Annotated in this window: 15 protein-coding genes and 1 pseudogene; 12 read left to right on the forward strand and 4 right to left on the reverse strand. The window is 40.1% G+C overall.

Annotation, left to right across the window (positions count from 1 at the left end; all coding sequences use genetic code 11):
* From FTU79_RS06485 to FTU79_RS06535, 11 genes and pseudogenes are all read left to right on the forward strand, one after another.
* Window positions 1-169, forward strand: a pseudogene (locus tag FTU79_RS06485) (IS5/IS1182 family transposase); the annotation flags it as partial.
* 576 nt (window positions 170-745) lie between these two features.
* Window positions 746-4,663: a DUF3418 domain-containing protein gene (locus FTU79_RS06490; RefSeq protein WP_218945422.1), complete on the forward strand. Its 3,918-nt coding sequence runs from the start codon at window positions 746-748 to the stop codon at window positions 4,661-4,663.
* 30 nt (window positions 4,664-4,693) lie between these two features.
* On the forward strand, window positions 4,694-5,809 hold the full coding sequence (locus FTU79_RS06495) for a beta-ketoacyl-ACP synthase III (RefSeq protein WP_078189024.1): 1,116 nt from the start codon (window positions 4,694-4,696) through the stop codon (window positions 5,807-5,809).
* Between the two features lie 11 nt (window positions 5,810-5,820).
* A complete protein-coding gene (locus FTU79_RS06500; RefSeq protein ID WP_180049325.1) occupies window positions 5,821-6,588 on the forward strand; it encodes a 1-acyl-sn-glycerol-3-phosphate acyltransferase in 768 nt (255 codons plus the stop codon).
* Window positions 6,589-6,800: 212 nt separating this feature from the next.
* The gene (locus tag FTU79_RS06505; protein WP_180049327.1) at window positions 6,801-8,816 is read left to right on the forward strand and encodes a hypothetical protein; all 2,016 of its coding nucleotides are present in this window, start codon (window positions 6,801-6,803) and stop codon (window positions 8,814-8,816) included.
* Window positions 8,817-8,912: 96 nt separating this feature from the next.
* Entirely contained in the window at window positions 8,913-10,628 is a 1,716-nt protein-coding gene (locus tag FTU79_RS06510) for an AAA family ATPase (RefSeq protein ID WP_180049329.1), read from the forward strand.
* Between the two features lie 148 nt (window positions 10,629-10,776).
* Window positions 10,777-11,763 carry an ion transporter gene (locus FTU79_RS06515; protein WP_180007353.1) on the forward strand — a complete coding sequence of 329 codons (987 nt, stop codon included), beginning with the start codon at window positions 10,777-10,779 and terminating at the stop codon, window positions 11,761-11,763.
* Between the two features lie 181 nt (window positions 11,764-11,944).
* Window positions 11,945-12,865 (forward strand): LysR family transcriptional regulator, encoded by a 921-nt coding sequence (locus tag FTU79_RS06520; protein WP_078189020.1) that lies wholly within the window; start codon window positions 11,945-11,947, stop codon window positions 12,863-12,865.
* A gap of 9 nt (window positions 12,866-12,874) precedes the next feature.
* Complete coding sequence (locus tag FTU79_RS06525; RefSeq protein WP_180040213.1) at window positions 12,875-13,201, forward strand: gamma-glutamylcyclotransferase family protein; 327 nt, start codon at window positions 12,875-12,877, stop codon at window positions 13,199-13,201.
* Window positions 13,202-13,454: 253 nt separating this feature from the next.
* Window positions 13,455-14,465 (forward strand): sensor domain-containing diguanylate cyclase, encoded by a 1,011-nt coding sequence (locus FTU79_RS06530; protein WP_180003108.1) that lies wholly within the window; start codon window positions 13,455-13,457, stop codon window positions 14,463-14,465.
* 305 nt (window positions 14,466-14,770) lie between these two features.
* Entirely contained in the window at window positions 14,771-15,937 is a 1,167-nt protein-coding gene (locus tag FTU79_RS06535; RefSeq protein ID WP_257223272.1) for a CynX/NimT family MFS transporter, read from the forward strand.
* A gap of 32 nt (window positions 15,938-15,969) precedes the next feature.
* Here FTU79_RS06535 and FTU79_RS06540 read toward each other — a convergent pair whose 3' ends face one another.
* Window positions 15,970-16,425, reverse strand: a complete 456-nt coding sequence (locus tag FTU79_RS06540) for a DUF441 domain-containing protein (RefSeq protein ID WP_180003104.1) — start codon at window positions 16,423-16,425, stop codon at window positions 15,970-15,972.
* A 151-nt stretch (window positions 16,426-16,576) separates the two neighbouring features.
* Between FTU79_RS06540 and FTU79_RS06545 the strand changes: the two genes are divergently transcribed.
* Window positions 16,577-17,296 carry a pseudouridine synthase gene (locus tag FTU79_RS06545; protein WP_180007350.1) on the forward strand — a complete coding sequence of 240 codons (720 nt, stop codon included), beginning with the start codon at window positions 16,577-16,579 and terminating at the stop codon, window positions 17,294-17,296.
* 133 nt (window positions 17,297-17,429) lie between these two features.
* On the opposite strand, the gene FTU79_RS06550 is transcribed toward FTU79_RS06545, so the two are convergent.
* From FTU79_RS06550 to FTU79_RS06560, 3 genes are all read right to left on the reverse strand, one after another.
* Entirely contained in the window at window positions 17,430-17,873 is a 444-nt protein-coding gene (locus FTU79_RS06550) for a GNAT family N-acetyltransferase (RefSeq protein WP_168378877.1), read from the reverse strand.
* Window positions 17,874-17,971: 98 nt separating this feature from the next.
* Entirely contained in the window at window positions 17,972-18,319 is a 348-nt protein-coding gene (locus FTU79_RS06555) for a type II toxin-antitoxin system RelB/DinJ family antitoxin (protein ID WP_078189014.1), read from the reverse strand.
* 112 nt (window positions 18,320-18,431) lie between these two features.
* A complete protein-coding gene (locus FTU79_RS06560; RefSeq protein WP_180007349.1) occupies window positions 18,432-19,337 on the reverse strand; it encodes a pseudouridine synthase in 906 nt (301 codons plus the stop codon).
* Between the last annotated feature and the right edge of the window lie 48 nt (window positions 19,338-19,385).

Consider the following 19,385-nt stretch of genomic DNA (forward strand, 5'->3'; position numbering starts at 1 on the left):
TAGCAATGATGATATGGACTGGTATATGTATAAAATCAGACATTTAGTTGAAAATGCATTTTGTAGATTAAAACAATTTAGAGGAATTGCCACAAGATACGATAAGCTAAAACGTAACTATCAAAGCGCTGTTGCTTTAGCTTGTATATTTATATGGTTGCCTCTTTAGCTCAATTTATCGGCTGTAAATGTCAACACACCCTAATGTATAAAGCTTTCAAATGGATTGGCTTGAGTTGCCTATTCTAGTCAGCATATGGCTTTATTATTCTGTACTGGATGAATCAAGAATGTGCTTTCATTTCAAGGTGCTAGCCCGAATCAAATTAATTATTATGCTGAAATGAATGGTTCTTCATCGGATGAACCTCTTTTATTTATTTTTATTGGGTAGATTTGCATATTATTTTCAATTTTTTTGTGCTTAGCAAAATCTGTTCATCATTTCTTGATCATCACTTTCACTTTATTGATGTTTTTAATTGTGCCATTGAGTATATTCTATACAGTGTCATTTTATCAGCCATTACATGGCAGTATTGAAGCATGTGGCAATTATTGGTTATTGGCCGCAATTTTAGTTTTTTATCATTTTATTCTGTTCGGCTTTACCTATTGGTTTCAGGCACGCAAAAAATAGATTCATCTTTCACTATTTTTACATACAGCGTAAAATATTCGGTTCTATTTTAATTATTAGGATAATGCATCTGTGCCAAGTCAGTTAAATGTCGATCAATTGGTCATGGTTCGTGATCGCCATCGCTTAAGTCGGCTGAAAAAAGGCAAAGAAGCCAATCCTGAAAAATTTCAAGATTTGTTTGAAAAGTCGAATGCGAAAGTGCGCGAACGGATTGCCCGCATCCCAAATATTAAATTAAATCAAGACTTACCTGTTACGCAGTATGCAGACAAACTAATTGACGCGATTCAAAAGCATCAAGTGATTATTGTGGCAGGTGAAACCGGTTCGGGTAAAACCACGCAGTTACCGCAAATTGCAATGCTTGCAGGTCGTGGTTTAACGGGTTTGATTGGTCATACTCAACCCCGTCGACTGGCTGCACGTAGCGTTTCGCAACGTATTGCAGAAGAAGTGGGCGAAAAGCTAGGAGAGTCGATCTCCTTTAAAGTTCGTTTCAATGAACAAGGTTCACAAGATTCCATCGTTCGTTTAATGACTGACGGTATTTTATTGGCAGAACTGGCCAATGACCGATTCTTAAATAAATACGACACGATTATTATCGATGAAGCGCATGAGCGTTCGCTAAATATTGACTTCATCATGGGCTATCTCAAACAGCTCTTGCCTCGTCGTAAAGATCTCAAAGTCATTATTACTTCAGCAACTTTAGACGTAAATCGATTCTCGAATTACTTTAATGGGGCACCTATTTTTGAAGTCGAAGGTCGAAGCTTTCCGGTAGAACTCCGTTATCGTCCGATTTCAGAGCTGAGTATTGTCGGTAGTGATGACGATGAATTTGACGATTTTGAAGAAAATTTACCCCGTGCCGTGGTTTCAGCTGTAGAAGAATGTTTTCAAGATGCGCAGGAAAAAGGTCATCCTGAACATGCCGACATTTTGATTTTTGCCAGCACTGAACAAGAAATTCGTGAGTTACAGGAAACACTGCAAAAGTTTGGGCCACGACATACCGAAGTTTTGCCTCTCTATGCTCGATTAGCTTTGTCAGAACAGCAAAAGATCTTTAATCCATCAGGCGGTGGGCGACGGATTATTATTGCCACCAACGTGGCAGAAACTGCCTTAACTGTGCCAAATATTCGCTATGTAATTGATAGTGGCTTTGCACGGATATCCCGTTATAACTATCGCTCACGTGTACAGCGTCTACCAATTGAGGCTGTATCACAGGCGGCAGCAAATCAGCGTAAAGGTCGTTGTGGTCGTATTGCACCAGGTGTGTGTATTCGACTGTATTCAGAAGAAGACTTTATGAGTCGTCCTGAATTTACCGAACCGGAGATTAAACGAACCAACTTGGCCTCGGTTATTTTGCAAATGCAAAGTTTGGGCTTTGGTGAATTAGAAGACTTCGATTTTATTGAGCCGCCAGATCATCGTTTGGTGAATGATGGTCGTAAGCTTTTGATTGAGCTTGGGGCGATGGTTGAGAAAGGGAAAGCCCCTCTTTCGCAAAGAGGGGTTGGGGGAGATTCTATTGAAAGTAATCCCCCTAAATCCCCCTTTACAAAAGGGGGACTTCCTCCGGCGAAGGGTGGTGGTTTAACCAAAATTGGTCAGCAAATGGCGAAAATGCCAATCGACCCGCGTCTTGCACGGATGATTTTGGGCGGAGCGCATTTTGGCGTATTAAATGAAGTCTTGATTATTGTCGCTGCTTTGGCAGTACAAGATCCACGTGAACGTCCTGCGGATAAACAAATGCAGGCCGATCAGAAACATGCTTTGTTCCGTGAAGCTGACTCAGATTTCTTGTTCTATATCAAGTTATGGGAAGCTTTAGTCGCCAACCGTGACATGAGTGAAAATAAGCGTCGTACATTTGCACGCAACCATTTCCTGAGTTGGTTACGCCTCCGTGAGTGGAAAAAAACCCATGAGCAATTGGTGGATTTGGCTCAGGGTTTAAAACTGTCCTTTAATGAAAAGAAAGCCAATTATGAAAATCTGCACCGTGCGCTATTAACGGGTTTACTTTCATTTATTGCCAATAAAACCGATGAACGTAACGTGTTCATGGCGGTGCGTCAGCAAAAGGCACGTATTTTCCCTGCATCAACCTTGCATAAAACCAATACACCTTGGGTCATGGCTTTTGAGATGGTTGAAACCTCTCAGGTTTATATTCGAACGTTGGCGAAAATTGAACCTGAATGGATTTTATTGGCCGCAGGCGATTTGTTGAAACATCATTATTTTGAACCTCATTGGTCAAAAAAATCTGGTGTAGTCAATGCCTATGATCAAATTTCTTTGTTTGGTTTGATTATTGAGCCACGTCGTCAGATTAATTATGAAAAAGTAGATCATCCGGCGGCGCATGAAATTTTCCTACGCGATGCATTGACGACGGGACATTTGGGTATTACGCCACCGTTCTTAAAACACAATTTATTAAAACTCGAAGAAGTTGAGCGTGTTGAAGATAAACTGCGTCGTCGTGATTTGGTGGTGGATGAAGAAACCATTTACCAGTTTTATGCTGTTAAAGTGCCTGAAGAGGTGGCAAGCCGTCGTAGTTTTGAAGACTGGCGTGCAACGGTAGAACCACAAAATCCGCGTTATTTATTTATCGATGATGATTCGCTTTGGATGAATGACCGTCCAACGACCCAGCAATTTCCAGACTATCTACGTAATGGTGAACTGCGTTTGGCTGCAAGTTATCGTTTTGACCCAAGTCATGATGAAGATGGTGCAACGGTCAAAATTCCAGTTCAAGCTTTGCCGCAAGTGGATGAAAATATTTGGTCATGGGGTATACCTGGTTGGCGACAAGACCTGATTGAAGCTTTACTTAAAGCACTGCCAAAAGATAAGCGCCGTCATTTGGTGCCGATACCAGATACAGCGCGTAAATTGATGGATCGTGTCGATGCCGTGCATTTGCGCGAGCATATTTTTAGTTTCTTGGCGTTCCAACTGCGTGGTGAGCAAATCACAGACAAAGACTTTTCTTGGGAACGTGTTGAGCAATATCTGCTGCCTTTAATCAAAGTCATTGATGAAAAAGGCCGTGTGATTGAGCAAGGTCGTGATCTAGATGAACTCAAAGCACGCTGTCGTACGGAAACTCATAGCCCAGTCAAACAGTTAAAAGGTGAGTTTAAAACCTTCCCTGATAATTTTGTGTTCGAAGCATCACAAAAAGTCACGGGTGTGGTGGTGAAACAATACCAAGCGCTTGTTTCAGTCAAAGGCTTTGCAGAGTTGGATGCCAAAGACGAATCTGGTGTGGTGATTCAGACTTTCAATGACCAATTTGAAGCAGTCAAACAACACCGCGAAGGGATCATTCGTTTGGTTCATATGCAGTTGGGTGACTTAGTTCGTCAGTTGAAAAAACAGATTTCTAAACCCTTGGCATTGGCTTATTCACCGCTAGGTGACAAAGCTAAACTAGAGCAAATGTTAGTTTATGCCACACTTCAGCTTGCAATAAATGAGCTACCTGTCAATGTGCAGGAGTACCAAAACCTGATTTTAAATGTAAAGAAATCTTTCTTAACCCATGGGCAACAAGCATTAGCCGTTTTAACTGAAACCTATATTCAATGGCAGGATATACGTCGGAAATTGTTGGTTTTAGATGATTCTGTGTTTGGAAAGAATATTGATGACATTGAAGATCAGCTCGATTTGATGCAACTTTCAGATTTTGTTTATGGCAAAACTTCCGATGTGTGGCTCGAATTTCCAAGATATTTGAAGGCATTAGTCTTGCGTTTAGACCGCTTGCCAAATAACCTACAAAGGGACAATTCTGCCATTGATCAAGTTGACCCATGGATGGAAAAATTATTTAAGTTTAAAAATGACACTCGCCTTAAAGAATTGTATTTCATGGTTGAGGAGTTACGCATCTCTATTTTCTCTCAACCAATGAAGACCAAGATGCCAATTTCTCCATCCCGCTTGCAAAAAGTATGGGATAAGCTCGGAATCAGTTAAGATATAGGTAATTTCTAAAAGGAGTTTTACATGGGCATCCGCATTACGGGTACAGGTCTTTATCATCCAGAAGACGTAATTACTAACGAAGAGTTAGTTGAAGCTTTAAATGCTTATGTGGAACAGTACAACAGCGACAATGCTGAAAAAATTGAAGCCGGTGAGCTAGAAGCGCGCCGTGGTTCAAGTGCAGAATTTATCGAAAAAGCGTCTGGCGTGAAAGCACGTTATGTTGCTGAAAAAAGCGGTATTTTAGATCCAAAACGTTTACGCCCAGTGCTACATGAACGTCCAAATGATGAAATTTCGCTACAAGCGGAATGGGGTGTCGCTGCGGCTAAACAAGCGATGGAAAATGCAGGCGTGACTGCAGAAGACATCGATGTAGTAATTTTGTCTTGTTCAAATATTCAACGTGCTTATCCTGCTGTAGCGATTGAGATCCAAACTGCATTAGGTATTCAGGGCTATGCATATGACATGAACGTTGCATGTTCAGCTGCAACTTTTGGTATCAAACAAGCCTATGACGCGATCAAATCAGGCGCTCGTCGCGTGTTATTGGTGAACGTTGAGATCACATCTGGTCATACAGATTTCCGTATGCGTGACTGTCACTTCATCTTTGGTGACGTTGCAACGGCTTCGATCATTGAAGAAACTGAAACCAAAGCTGGTTTTGAAGTGTTGGATATTGACCTGTTTACTCAGTTCTCAAATAACATTCGTAACAACTTCGGTTACTTAAATATGAGTGAAGTCGATGCTGACATCGACAACAACCGTTTCCGTCAAGACGGTCGTAAAGTATTTAAAGAAGTGTGTCCATTAGTGGCGAAAATGATCACTAAGCAATTGGATGACAATAAAATTGCGGCAACAGATGTAAAACGCTTCTGGTTACACCAAGCAAATGCCAGCATGAATGAATTGATTCTGAAACTGGTTGTGGGTAAAGAACATGCTCAGCCAGACCTTGTGCCAATCATTCTTGATGAATTTGCCAATACTTCATCAGCAGGTGTCATTATTGCATTGCACCGTACTGCGAATGAAGTAAATCATGGCGAATATGGTGTACTTTGCTCATTTGGTGCAGGCTACTCAGTAGGTTCTGTACTTGTTCAAAAACATGATGCTGCCTAAGGTCAGCACATTTGCAGGTTGAACATGATGCAAAATGGATAAAGCGTTTAAGCGCTTTATCCCGCATGTATTTCACGCCGACCTTTTTTGGCGCTGAATATATTGATGCATCAAAACCTGCAATGTATGTAGGGAATCATACAATTTACGGTGTACTCGATTCACCGTTGATTATTGATTATCTCTACAATGAACATAAAGTGGCTGTGGTCAGTATCGCTGATCATAGCCATTTTTATTTGCCCGGTTGGCGTGGCATGGTCAAAAAGTTCGGTGCAGTCCAAGGTATTCAGGACTATGTCAGAACTGTGATGCAACAAGGTTATTCCATTTTAGTTTTTCCCGGTGGTGGTCGAGAGGTTTTGAAGCGAAAAGGCGAAGCCTATCAACTGATTTGGAAGCAACGTTATGGCTTTTTAAAACTGGCGCAAGAATTTAATTATGATATCGTGCCTTTTGCCGCTTTAGGTGGAGATGAAGTCTTTGAACTGGGCTTTGATGCCAGTGTGATCGTTGAACATCGTTGGTTTAAACAACTATTAAAAATACAAAAACTCGATAAATTATTACGCCATGGTGATGTGATTCCGTCTTTACCCAAACGGATTATCCCCAAGCGCATTCCGTTCTATTTTCAATTTTTACCCCGTCAAAGTTTAAGTCATATTCAGAGTGTGGAGGATTTAAAGCGTTATCGAGAGGCTCTACAACAAGATATTTACAATGCGATAGAACAGCTTAAGAAAATCCGTTCAGAACAATATTCTACAGATCAATAATAGTGACTACTCTTCAACTTCATTCATTTTTATTCGTCACAGCTCAAAATTATGGTGAATTTTGTCACAACAATAGCTTTTAGATTTTTTTATTGAACGCCTTTGTATTGACCTTTTGTACAGCTATTCGGCTGATTAATGGCAGTAGTCGGAGCATTAAACTTTGACTATAGTGAAGGTTGAAAAATAATCAACGATCGTTAGGGCGGAAGATGGAAAAGAAAAGCTTGACCCCGCAGCTTGAGCATATTGCTCGGCAACTTATTCGAATATCTCCAAGTTTAAAGCAGTTGTATCAAGAGCAAATGGATCTTGCTACAGCACTCAATTCACAAAATATCTTTAAAATTGAACAAGAGCAGCACCGCATTCAACTGTGTAATGGACTGTGGACCTTACAGCTACAAAGTCGTGAATCGATTGGCTATCAGTTTCCTAGAAGTCCATTTAGACCCATCAAAATTGCTGAATTGCATACGACAGTGCCATGTATTGAAGTAGTAGAAGATTTCTTATTTCATGAATTGTATTTTTTTACTGGCGACCTAAAGCCGCAACATTCACTCTTGCTCAGAGAAAAAGCACAGCAATTTAGACAATTGATCTTACAGTCGATTTTTCAACATCTAAATGGGCCAGCGCGTGTTCAGCAGTTTTTAGCACAGATGACAGCAGTTGAAGCGCAAATTTTTGATCAGCTGATGCAAGAGCAGCAGATTTATCAGACACCGCTATTACAAACGTATATCGAATGCCAAATCTGTCTACCCCATTGGTTGATGCAAAAGATTGAGCAGATGTTTGCGCTTCATTCACTTACAGAAGCTGAAATATTGCCGATACAGCTCTTGATGGATAGTTTGGACGAGATTTGTTTTGCTACAGCACAATTTTTAGATCCAACGATTTACCGGATCATGAGTTTGAGTTATGAAGATCGGTTCAATTTACAAGAATTAAATGAACATATAGAAGATATTATTTTGTTGCTCGACCATGCATATGAGCGTCCCAATTTGTTGGGTTTTATTCGTTTGATGCATCGGGATGTTTGGGCAGAGCAGGACATATTAAGCCACAGTAATTTTGTGCAAGCTACAGCAATTTGGCAAAAAAAATGTGGAAAACTCCCTTTACTCGATAACAACCGTGCAGTGCGATGGATGTTCAAGCAGTCAGTCGAAGTGTTGGATTGGCTGAGTCGTAATTTTCAACACAGTAATGTACGTGTGGCTGTGACGGCATTGAGTTTCGTCGATACGCAGCATATTTATCCAACATTGATTCTTGCGACCTTACAACATTTTCAATTTGTTGCAGCGCGCTTATTTATTCAAAATTGCCATACGATTGCGCATGAACAAGATTGGTTTAATCATGAAAAAAATCTACAGTTTGTTTTACAGCGAAAATATCAGCAGCATGATGATCATCGTGTAGTGATCAGCCCATCGATTTTGTATTTAGATGAGTGGTTGATCTTAATGCGACAGGTGTTAGGCGCGGAGGATCAGGCCATAAAAAAAGTCTATCTACCTTTGAGCCGTATTATGCAGGCCTATCTGCAACATTTAGTACGTTGTACGCAGCATTTACCGCAGGCTTTGATGGATTATATCCATCCAGAAACCCAAGAAAATCGCCAGTTTTTAAGTATGTTACGACAGCATAAAATTCAACTGCAGGATTTTCGAAATTTATTTTATTTAAAGCATGCTAATTTAAGAGTATCTGTATTTGATGCATATGTGCGTGACTATGTTAGTGCGACTTATTCTACAGGTCATACAGTCCCTAAAAATATTACCTGGAATGGGGTCTTTCATCAGGCGGTGCATTGGCATGCTAAGCAACAAAAGCAAGAAGTGTTAACTCAATTAAAGCGTAAATTTCAGACAACAGTATGGCAGCCATTTACAACAGAAGACAAAATATATTTTCAAGAGTGGGTCTTTGAAGAATTAAAAACCATCGATCGAATTATTGATGAATCTATTCACTTTAAACATTGTTTGGCATCAAGTTATAGCGCCAGTATCATTGCAAGAGTATATGTAGCTTTTCATATGTATCATCCCATTTTGCATGTTTCGATGACTTTGGGCTGTCATGTGCAAAACCACATTTTGGTTTTTGATCAACTTGAGTATTCAAATAATACCCAAGCAGAAATAGAAAAAGTAAATATCGCCAAAGAATTTTTAAATAGGTTCAATAGCTTAAAGTAAGATTGGCGAAATACGGATTTAGTAAACTGTGTTGTGCGCTTAACTTTTGAGTCAAAAATCGTTAGGCTATAGCCGTTCTTTTACGGTATAGGTCTTATGAAACAAGAAACTGCACTCAAGCTGCTCAAAGCAGGCGAAAATGTGTTTTTAACAGGTTCGGCTGGTGCAGGTAAAACTTATACTTTAAATCAGTACATCAATTATTTGAAAGCGCGCAAAGTGCCGGTGGCGATTACAGCTTCTACAGGGATTGCTGCAACCCATATGAATGGCATGACGATTCATACATGGGCAGGGATTGGTATTAAAGATGCTATTTCCGAAGATGAATTAAAGCGCTTAAAAGAACGTAAATATTTAAAAGAGCATTTGGGAAATGCCCAAGTTTTAATTATCGATGAAATTTCGATGTTGCATGCCAAGCAATTAAACTTGGTGAATAAAGTTTTAAAATTTTTTAAAGACAGTGAAGACGCTTTTGGGGGAATCCAAGTCATTGTTGCGGGTGACTTCTTCCAGTTACCCCCTGTGGGACGCAAAGGTGAATTAAACCGTGATAAGTTTTGCTTTATGTCTGAGGCATGGGTAGAAGCGAAGTTTCGCGTGTGTTATTTGACCGAACAACATCGTCAGGGTAATGACTATCTCAATGATATTCTAAATGCGATTCGTGCTCAGCAAATTACGGGTGATCATTTGCATGCTTTAGGGCAAACCCGTGCGCAAAATATTGGTGAAACCTTTACGCGTCTGTATACCCATAATATGGATGTGGATAGTATTAACTATAAGCATCTAAATGAAATTGAACAAGAATCTCGCCAGTTTGATGCTCAATGCGATGGTAATGACAAACTGATTGAAACCTTAAAATCATCAGTGCGTGCACCGGAAACTTTGACTTTAAAGAAAAATGCCAAAGTGATGTTTGTAAAAAACAACTTCGATGTGGGTTATATCAATGGCAGCCTCGGTGAAGTGATAGGTTTTGAAGAAGATGATGAATATGGCATCTTGCCTAAAGTAAAACTCACTGACGGCACGACCTTGGTGGTCGAACCTGAAACATGGTCTGTCGATAATGATGATGGTAAAACCATTGCCAGTTTCCAACAAATTCCACTACGTTTGGCCTGGGCGATTACCATTCATAAATCTCAAGGGATGACCCTTGCAGCAGCTGAAATTAACTTGACCCATACTTTTGAGAAAGGTCAGGGTTATGTGGCATTGTCGCGTTTAAAAACATTAGATGGTTTGCGTTTACTTGGTTTTAATGAACAAGCCTTAGAACTCGACAGTTTGGCCGTTAAAGCCGATCGACGCTTTCAGGAACTCTCTGATGAAGCGGAAACCAATTTTGCAGAGGCTGATTTAACCGTACAACACAAAGCCTTTATTCGCCATTGTGGCGGAACACTGAATGAAGTGGAAATCGAGCGCAATGAAAAGAAAATTGCCAAAACTGGTGCGAAACAAAGCTTTGCCACAGCGACTTTAGATCAAACTCGTGAATTATTTGAAGAAGGTTATGAAATTCAAGATATTGCAGTGGAGCGTGGTTTAACACCTGCTACGATTATTAACCATTTGGCTCGTCTGCAAAAAGAGCAAGGTTTAGATATATCGGTGGCACATCCGGGAGAAGACGTGGTTGAACAGGTGCGTAAAATTTATAAACGTTTGGCGAAACGACAAGACCCAGCACATTATAACGATGATGGTACTGTTAAGCTGCGCCCAATTGTGGAGTTGACCAGTCCACGCATGGGATATGACCAAGTTCGTTTGGCTTTATTATTTGTGGAATAATGGATATATGGTGCATACGAAAAATACTGATGAATAAAGTGTGGTTAATATCGTTCAATAGATTTAACAGTAGACTGTCTAAAGGATTCGTATTTTTCCTAAGCGATGGTTTACACTGTAGCAAGTTAATTTGCTAACGATTTGAATTATGACTTTTAGTGCATGGTATTCACTGCGTAAATTTGTCTATAACAATTTACATAATGATGATTATGAAACTAAATTTAGTCATTTTCTCAACTATGCTTTGATATTGCTGATTTTAGGTAATGCTGCTGCGGTTTTACTCGAATCGGTCAATGATATTTATTTGTCTTATCAAGTTTACTTTGATTTTTTTGAAAATTTTTCAATCATTGTATTTAGTGTTGAATACGTATTGAGGCTTTGGTCGATTGCAGATAAAGACCCATTTTACTCCGCTTGGCGTAATCGTTTGAATTGGGTAAAAAGTGGTGGCGCAATTATTGATTTATTGGCAATTTTACCTGCATATCTAAATTTCTTTGTCCATTTTGATTTGCGTTTTTTACGTATTTTACGATTACTGCGTTTATTAAAATTAACTCGATATTTTGTGTCGTTGCAAATTTTGTTACGTGTCATTGAACGTGAAAAAGGTTCATTTCAAGCTGTTGTTTTTATTTTATTTATTATGATTATTATGGCCGCAGCTGGGGTGTATTTAGTTGAGAGTAAAGCACAGCCAGAGGTCTTTAGTTCTATTCCTGCGTCCATGTGGTGGGCTGTTGTTACTTTAACGACGGTCGGTTATGGCGATGTAACACCGATAACCCCTGTTGGGCGGATATTAGGTGCAATGATTACGATATTAGGGGTTGGCTTGGCAGCATTGCCAGCAGGTATTTTAGCCAATGGTTTGGCACATGAATTGGAGCAACGCAAACAACAATTAGAACTCAGTTTTCGTGAGTTGATTCAAAATCGTGAAATTGATTTTGTACTTGAGCCTGAAAAAATCGAAGAAATCCGAAAAACAGTGGGTTTAACCCGTGAGCAAACACAGGATATTATTTGGCAATTGTTACGTGAGCAAAAAGAGGAATCATTAAAGCAGGAGCGTGAGCAGTATGCATATTGCCCGCATTGTGGAAAAAAATTACCTGATTTGTAATGTGAAAAAAACACATTAGCTAAAGATGATTCAGAAAAACTTGATGAAGTATATTCATGTGAATAAAAAATAGTTAAATAAAATTTATGATGAATATGATTCATAAATATCATGATATGATAAATATAATTTAAAAATACTGATTTTCAGCTCATTCAGTATGTCGTTTGTGGAACTCATTATGTTGGAATTACGCCATCTCAAAACATTATTGGCACTCAGAGAACATGGTTCTTTGGTCGCTGCATCTAATGATCTGTGTTTAACGCCTTCTGCGCTTTCACATCAGTTGAAAGAGCTTGATCATTGGTATGGGGTAGAGGTGGTGAACCGACGCACACGTCCTGTGACCTTTTCGAATGTTGGGCAACGTTTACTACGCCTTGCCGATGACATTTTGCCGCAAGTTCAAATTGCGCAATCGGACATTACACGTATTGTGCATGGTCAAACCGGCCGAATTATTTTTTCTTCTGAATGTCATAGTTGCTTTGACTGGCTCATGCCGTTATTGAATGTCTACCGTCAACAATACCCCGATGTAGATTTAGACTTTGCCTCTGGTTTTGAAGCCAATCCGCATGAACTATTACAAACGGGCGAGTTTGATCTTCTGATTACGGCAGATCCGATCAATTTAAAAGGTGTGGAATATTTCCCTATCTTTGAATATGAGTCTCGTTTGGTACTGTCAAATACGCATCCATTGGTTCGTGCGACAAATGTGACTGTTCAAGAATTAGCAGAAGAAACGCTGATTACCTATCCGGTTGATAAACATCGTTTAGATATCATGGCGAAATTATTTTTACCGGCCAATATTCAGCCTAAACATGTCCGTACCACAGATTTGACCCAGATGCTGATTCAGTTGGTTGCAAGTGGTCGTGGTATCGCGGCATTACCTGATTGGGTCGTGAATGAATATGAACAAAAAGGTTGGGTGACCTCTCGACGTTTAGATTGTGTTTCACCTGAAGGTTTAAGACGAACTTTGTACGCCGGTTATCGTACCGAAGAGGCTGAAAAAAGCTATTTTGAAGGCTTCCTAAAACAGTTGGCCAAATTCTCACAAAAACGCAATCAATATTATTCCAACTAAGGGGGAGCTATGACTCAGAGTCTTTTTGTATACGGGACATTACGTCTAGGTCAGCCCAATGCTCATGTGATGGAGCGTATTGGTGGCGAGTGGAAGAAAGGTGTGGTTTGGGGTGAGTTAGAACATAAAGGCTGGGGTGCGGCGATGGGCAGTCCGGGCATTCGTTTATCGAAGGCAGGTCTAGCGATTGAAGGCTATGTTTTTATCTCTGAAAACTTAGCCGCACATTGGGCGGCTTTAGATGAATTTGAAGGGGTTGAATATCAACGTGTGGCTGTCGATGTGCAACTGGAAGGCGGAGAATGGATGCAGAGTGAAATTTACGCGTTGAAATAATATTCAGGGGGAGAGTCGTGAAATACGTGGGTCATCCATACATCATGACTTCCCCAACCTTCGAAATATGTATCGATGATTCTGCTTGCTCTGTTGTTTCCTTGAGTGCATTTTCTTTCGAAGAGCAGTATTTGAAAGAGTTGTATCTAAAGTGCTTGAATGCACAGAAATTACTTTAAGATTGCTATACAAGTGGATGAATAATTTTTAGAATTGAGCTGTATCTCACATTGAACCCTGTTTGAACTCAATCATGCCCAATTCTATAGAACCCTCACCAACTCAACTCATGTCTGTGATTCAAACTCAGACAGCTATTGCCAAACTGGGTTTAGATCTAAATGCAGTGATGACCGTAGTGGCAGAACAGGCGCAGCAGATTACACATGCTAAAGGTGCAGTTGTAGAGTTGGCTGAAGATGGTGATATGGTCTATCGTGCAGTGTCTGGTGGGGCGAGTCATTTACTGGGTTTAAGACTTCATATTGAAAATAGTTTATCGGGTCTATGTATAGCGCAAAAACAAACACTGTATTGCCAAGATTCGGAAACAGATGCACGGGTAGATCGCGTGGCATGTCAACGTGTTGGATTGCGTTCGATGGCAGTAGTGCCATTGATTCATTGTGATGAAGGTGTCGGTGTTTTAAAGATTTACTCTGACCAAGTCGATGCCTTTCAGGAAGCCGATTTACATATATTGAGTTTGATGTCTGAGTTGATCGCTGCGGCGATGTACCATGCAACACGTTTCGGTGCGACAGAGTTATATAAATTGGCGACTCAAGATAGCTTAACAGGTTTAGCTAATCGGGCTTTGTTTGTCGACTTTTTACGCCAAGGTATAGAAAAAGCACGTGCGCAGAAAAAAGTGCTAGGTATCTTGATGATTGATATGGATGGTCTGAAGCCGATTAATGATCAGTTTGGACATCGCATTGGGGATGCTGCACTGAAAGAAATTGCACAGCGCATTTTGCGTGAAACACGTCAAGATGACTTGGTTGCACGCTTGGGTGGTGATGAATTTGCTGTGATTTTAACCAATATTGCCAACTTAGAGCGTGCGCAAACGGCGATGAATCGAATCGCAGAAAGTTGCGGACTGCCATTTGCATTCGAGCAAATGAGCTTGAAAATTGGTGCCAGTATTGGCATGGCTTTATTTCCAGAGGATGCCGAATCCATCGATCAATTGGTCGAAATGGCAGACTTGAAAATGTACGCCAATAAGCGTGAACGGAAACAAGTAAATATTGAATAACTCACTGCTTAAATAATTCACTAATTGTTAGGCAGGTGAATTCCTTCACTACCGCCAAATTATTGAAAGTATCAGAAAAAACATTTTTGATGGGAATACGTGTTGTCTCAAACAATTGCAGATGACATCACGGAATATCATTGTTTAATTTAAATCAAAGTGCGCTTAGCATGTGACGGTGCAAGATGATTAAATAATTGAAAAATCATCTAAGGTCATTTGTTTTTTGACTCAAAATAATATTTTGAATTGTTAAGCTGTGCACTATTGCATGGCGAAAAGAGCATGACAATTCAATGAAAGGGATGTCAAAAGATTTATTCATTATTGCGGCAGGTTTTGTTGCTGCAATGCATATCGGGAAATTACCGCCCGCAATACCTGTATTACAACAGCAACTTGGTATTAGCTTTATTCAGTCTGGTTTATTGCTCTCACTAGTACAGGGTGCAGGAATGTGCTTTGCATTGTTGATTGGTAGTTATATCCAAAAAATTGGATTTAAACTGTGTATCTTATTGGGCTTAAGTCTATTGACGATAGCAAGTGCATGGGGGAGCTTTGCACAAAGCTTTGATGTCTTGTTGCTACTGCGTGTCATAGAAGGATTTGGCTTCTTATTGGTGACACTCACAGGGCCTGCATTTATCCGTCAGCTTGTACCGCTACAGCACATCAGCGCAAAGATGGGGCTGTGGAGTGCCTATATGGGTGGAGGTATGGGCATTGCCTTATTGGTTGCGCCATTTCTAATTGCTCAATATGGTTGGAGTGTGGTTTGGCTCAGTTTCGCTATGATTACTGCAGCATTACTACTCTGTATCGCTATGTTTATTCCTCAGCCTAATGTGGCGCTGAATACAACACCTATTATTGGTCTCATTCGGGATACTCTGAAACATCCTGCAGCATGGCTTTTGGCGCTCATTTTTGGGACATATGCAGGGCAGTGGTTTGCATTGGTGGGCTTCTTACCGATGATTTATGCCCAAAACCAAATTTCAGCAGAACTGGCGGGTGCTTTAACAGCCAGTGTTGCCGTTGCGAATGCTGTGGGCACATGGGGGTGTGGACTGCTATTACAGCGTGGTTTTCAAGCTAAAACTTTAGTCCAACTGGGTTTTGCTGTTTTGATCATTTGCTCCTTAGGGTTTTATCTCTCTAAAGATGCGTTACCTTTTTTACTGCAATATTTAACGGTGTTTAGTTTTTCGCTTTTTGGAGGCTTGGTTGCTGCGACGGTCTTTGCGCAAGCACTGCATTTTGCACCTTATCCTGCGGCAATTAGTACGACGGTCGGCATGATTTTACAATGCTCTGCCATATCACAATTTGTTCTGCCACCTGTGATTGCCACTGTGGTTTCACAAACTGGCGCGTGGTTTTGGGCGGGGATCTTGATGTCAGCATTATCATTCGTTGGAATCATGCTTAGTCGACGTTTATTTCAAATGCAGCATGGCTCAAATTAAAATTTTGTTAAACCGCTATGTCAGCAACGGCCTTATTGTTTAATCCCAATCAGTAGCGACAAGATGCCTGCTGCAATGAGTGGGCCGACAGGTACACCACGCAGCATGGCAACACCTGCGACTGTCCCAATCAATAGTCCGGCAACCACATCTGGCTGATTGGACATCAGTTTGACACCACGTCCGCCTAGCCATGCGACAAAGATGCCAATGGCGATTGCGACGAGGGATTTCCAACTTAAAAAGGATTTTAAAATCGAATCACCGGGTATTTTTCCGCTAGCGATCGGCGTGAGTACGCCAATGGTTAAAATAATAATGCCAATGTTTAAGCCATATTGTTGCAGATAGGGGAAAAATTCACTTAAAGGCGTGATGCGGAAAATAATCAAGACACCTGCTGCTATGGTGATCGCTGTATTGTGGCTAAAGATGCCACAAGCCAATAACACCAATAACACGATCAGATTTAAATCCAACTGAGACATAGGATATTCGTGAGAAACTTCAATAAATAATCAATAGTGTAGCGCAGAAACATTAAAAACTGGCGTTCAAGATTATTTCCGCTATTTTTCCTGCAAGTTGGCTCGTGGTTCAGTATAAAATAGCAATATATGGTGTTTATTAGGTTGTTCTATGTTTTTGGAAAAAATGCTGCAATCACAAGGTTTTGGTTCGCGTAAATATTGCCAACAGTTGATTAAAAATGGTGCGGTCGAAATACACGGTGAGATTGTAGATAATCCAAAGCAAAAGCTGGACTTGAATGATTTAACTTACAGTGTGCATGGACAGGACTATACCTATCGTGAGCATGTTTATATCGCGTTAAATAAACCTCAAGGTTATGAATGTTCGCATCAGGCAACCCATCATTTTAGTGTTTTTGAATTATTTGATGATGTGCTGTTAAATCGTGGTCTGCAATGCGTCGGGCGACTGGATCAAGACACCACTGGACTGTTGCTGCTCACGGATGATGGTCAATATCTACAAGCGCTTACACACCCTAAAAAGCATGTTGCCAAAGTGTATTCGATGCATACCGCAGATCCTGTGACACCTGAGCAAATACAACAATTAGAACAAGGCGTGGAGCTTCGAAACGAAAAAGGCATTTTCGCTGCAACCGATGTACAGCTATTGGCTTCACATCAATTGCAAATGACTGTCCATCAAGGGGTATATCATCAAGTGAAGCGGATGTTGGCGGCTGTCGGCAATAAAGTTGAAACATTACATCGTGCTCAAATAGGACAATTAAAGCTTGAAGATATTGCTGAGGGTGAATGGATCTATTTGAATGCAGCGCAAATTGAACAATCGAAATTTCGTGAAAATCTAAATTCACAGTAATAGGTACAGGGCTTTGATACGTCATCATTTGAAGGATGAATGTGCGGTATTAAAGCCCATAAATATGTCTGCTAATTATTTAAAGATGCGTTTCTAATATGCGTTGATGATGTTTTTAATGCCGAGCAAGGCATTAGCGAATAAAGTAATGATAAGTTTGAAATTCATCATCTTTAATGAAGCCCATCGATTCATAGAGCTGATGTGAGTGATAGTTATTTTTTTGAGTTTCGAGGCTGATTCGAAGCGCACCTTCATGTTGAGCAAAGAGAACCGCGGTATCGATCAATTGTTTGGCTGAACCCTGACGACGATATACAGGGCTGACATAGACATCATCTAAAATATAGTAGGTTGAACAAGCCACAGATGAAAAGCCCAAATACAGTAAGATAAACCCAGTAATCACATCATCTTTTAAGCAAATAAAAATTACGCTTTCATTATTTTCAAAACGTTGTCTTAGAAATTTATATGAGATATCAAGATTAGAAGAGGTGCCATAAAATTGGCGATATTCATCAAATAAAACAGCAAGTGGATGAAGGTCTGCTTCTGTTGCGCGTCGAACGATCATTTTTTTCTATACTCCATGCTATTTTTATCAGTCTTGCATGAAGCATATCGAATTTTCGAAATTGGTTGATTTATAAATTGTTTATAAATGCGACAGTGTTAAGTTTTGTCACCTTCACCCAAAATTGCATTGAGCTCTTCAAACAAGTCGAGATGATCATCATCTAATAATGGATCATTATTTAAAATTTCTAATTCCGCAGGGCTAATTTCAGTGGTTGAAATGGCTTGGGCTTCTTGTTGTTTTAATTTGCGTAACTTAATCAATTGTTCAATATTGATATTTTGGTTTTCAATAGAGAAGGGGATTGATTTGGTTAAAACAACTTGTTTAAAGAATAGACGTACAGCCTGTGCAGGTGTAATGCCTAATTGTTTAAACACGGCAAAGGCCTGTTTCTTTTCCTGTGAATCGAGGCGGATTTGGTAGACTTCAGTTTTTCTCATATTCTTAGAAAGCTTTAAAATACTTAACTTTTCGCATTTATTCTAATCAAAACTGTTTTAAATTCAAGAAAGTTTGGCAGTATTTTATCAATTTAATGTAATGACAATCGATTTACAGTGTCAATTCATAGGCAGAACTGAATTGAAAAGCCTGCTCTGTCACAGGATCGATAAACTCAAGATGTTTCGCAAGTAGTTGTAAAGGTTGGCTGAAATCGTCATCTGCCTTATGTTGTACTACTGGATAAAAGGGGTCATTTTGAATTGGAATGCCCAAAGCATTTAAATGTACACGAAGTTGGTGTTGCTTGCCGGTATGGGGATTTAATTCATACTTAGCGCGGTTTCCATGCTGCTGGATCAGCTGAATGAAGGTTTCGCTGTTAGGTTCACCATCTACTATTTGCATTGTATAAAAAGGTTGACCTTTTTCCATGCGATAGCGAGTTGTGATTGGGAAATTTAATTCATCTCGATAAGCTGCAATGGCATGATAGGTTTTTTGAACGTTTCGAGTGGCAAACATTTGTTGATACAGCCCACGGCTTTCGACACATTTGGAAAACAGCACCACACCTGCAGTTTCACGGTCTAAACGATGAATCGGCGTTAGCTGTTCAAGCTGCGTTTGTTTTTTGAGTCGAACCAATAAGGTTTCTTGTACATACTGACCGGTTGGACTCATGGTGAGAAAATGTGGTTTATCGACCACAATGAAATGATCATTTTCAAACAAAATCTGATGCTCAAAAGGAACATGGATTTCATGCGCTAAGAATCGATAATAATAAACATGACGATTGGCTTCAAAAGGACTGTCTATCGTTAAAACGTCACCATTTGCGGCATAGACCAATCCATCCTTAAATCGTTGTTGCCACTCTGCTGCTTGGATATGAGGAAATTGTTCACACAAATATGCATAGACGGTAGAGGCTTGCGTGTGTTGACCGTCAAGGAAGACTTTGCTGGCACTAACACCATTGATCATTGGGGGAGTAAATTCAAAACTGTGCATGAAGAAAGATCTAAAAACTGAGCAAATAAAGCAGAGAACACATCATGA

The sequence above is a fragment of the Acinetobacter sp. YH12144 genome (assembly GCF_013418345.1).
Lineage (GTDB): Bacteria > Pseudomonadota > Gammaproteobacteria > Pseudomonadales > Moraxellaceae > Acinetobacter > Acinetobacter amyesii.

Coding starts and splice junctions, on each gene's coding strand:
- FTU79_RS06490 (WP_218945422.1), top strand. CDS start 746: ATGGTTCGTGATCGCCATCGCTTAAGTCGGCTGAAAAAAGGCAAAGAA.
- FTU79_RS06495 (WP_078189024.1), top strand. CDS start 4,694: ATGGGCATCCGCATTACGGGTACAGGTCTTTATCATCCAGAAGACGTA.
- FTU79_RS06505 (WP_180049327.1), top strand. CDS start 6,801: ATGGAAAAGAAAAGCTTGACCCCGCAGCTTGAGCATATTGCTCGGCAA.
- FTU79_RS06510 (WP_180049329.1), top strand. CDS start 8,913: ATGAAACAAGAAACTGCACTCAAGCTGCTCAAAGCAGGCGAAAATGTG.
- FTU79_RS06515 (WP_180007353.1), top strand. CDS start 10,777: ATGACTTTTAGTGCATGGTATTCACTGCGTAAATTTGTCTATAACAAT.
- FTU79_RS06520 (WP_078189020.1), top strand. CDS start 11,945: ATGTTGGAATTACGCCATCTCAAAACATTATTGGCACTCAGAGAACAT.
- FTU79_RS06525 (WP_180040213.1), top strand. CDS start 12,875: ATGACTCAGAGTCTTTTTGTATACGGGACATTACGTCTAGGTCAGCCC.
- FTU79_RS06530 (WP_180003108.1), top strand. CDS start 13,455: ATGCCCAATTCTATAGAACCCTCACCAACTCAACTCATGTCTGTGATT.
- FTU79_RS06535 (WP_257223272.1), top strand. CDS start 14,771: ATGTCAAAAGATTTATTCATTATTGCGGCAGGTTTTGTTGCTGCAATG.
- FTU79_RS06540 (WP_180003104.1), bottom strand. CDS start 16,425: ATGTCTCAGTTGGATTTAAATCTGATCGTGTTATTGGTGTTATTGGCT.
- FTU79_RS06545 (WP_180007350.1), top strand. CDS start 16,577: ATGTTTTTGGAAAAAATGCTGCAATCACAAGGTTTTGGTTCGCGTAAA.
- FTU79_RS06550 (WP_168378877.1), bottom strand. CDS start 17,873: ATGATCGTTCGACGCGCAACAGAAGCAGACCTTCATCCACTTGCTGTT.
- FTU79_RS06555 (WP_078189014.1), bottom strand. CDS start 18,319: ATGAGAAAAACTGAAGTCTACCAAATCCGCCTCGATTCACAGGAAAAG.
- FTU79_RS06560 (WP_180007349.1), bottom strand. CDS start 19,337: ATGCACAGTTTTGAATTTACTCCCCCAATGATCAATGGTGTTAGTGCC.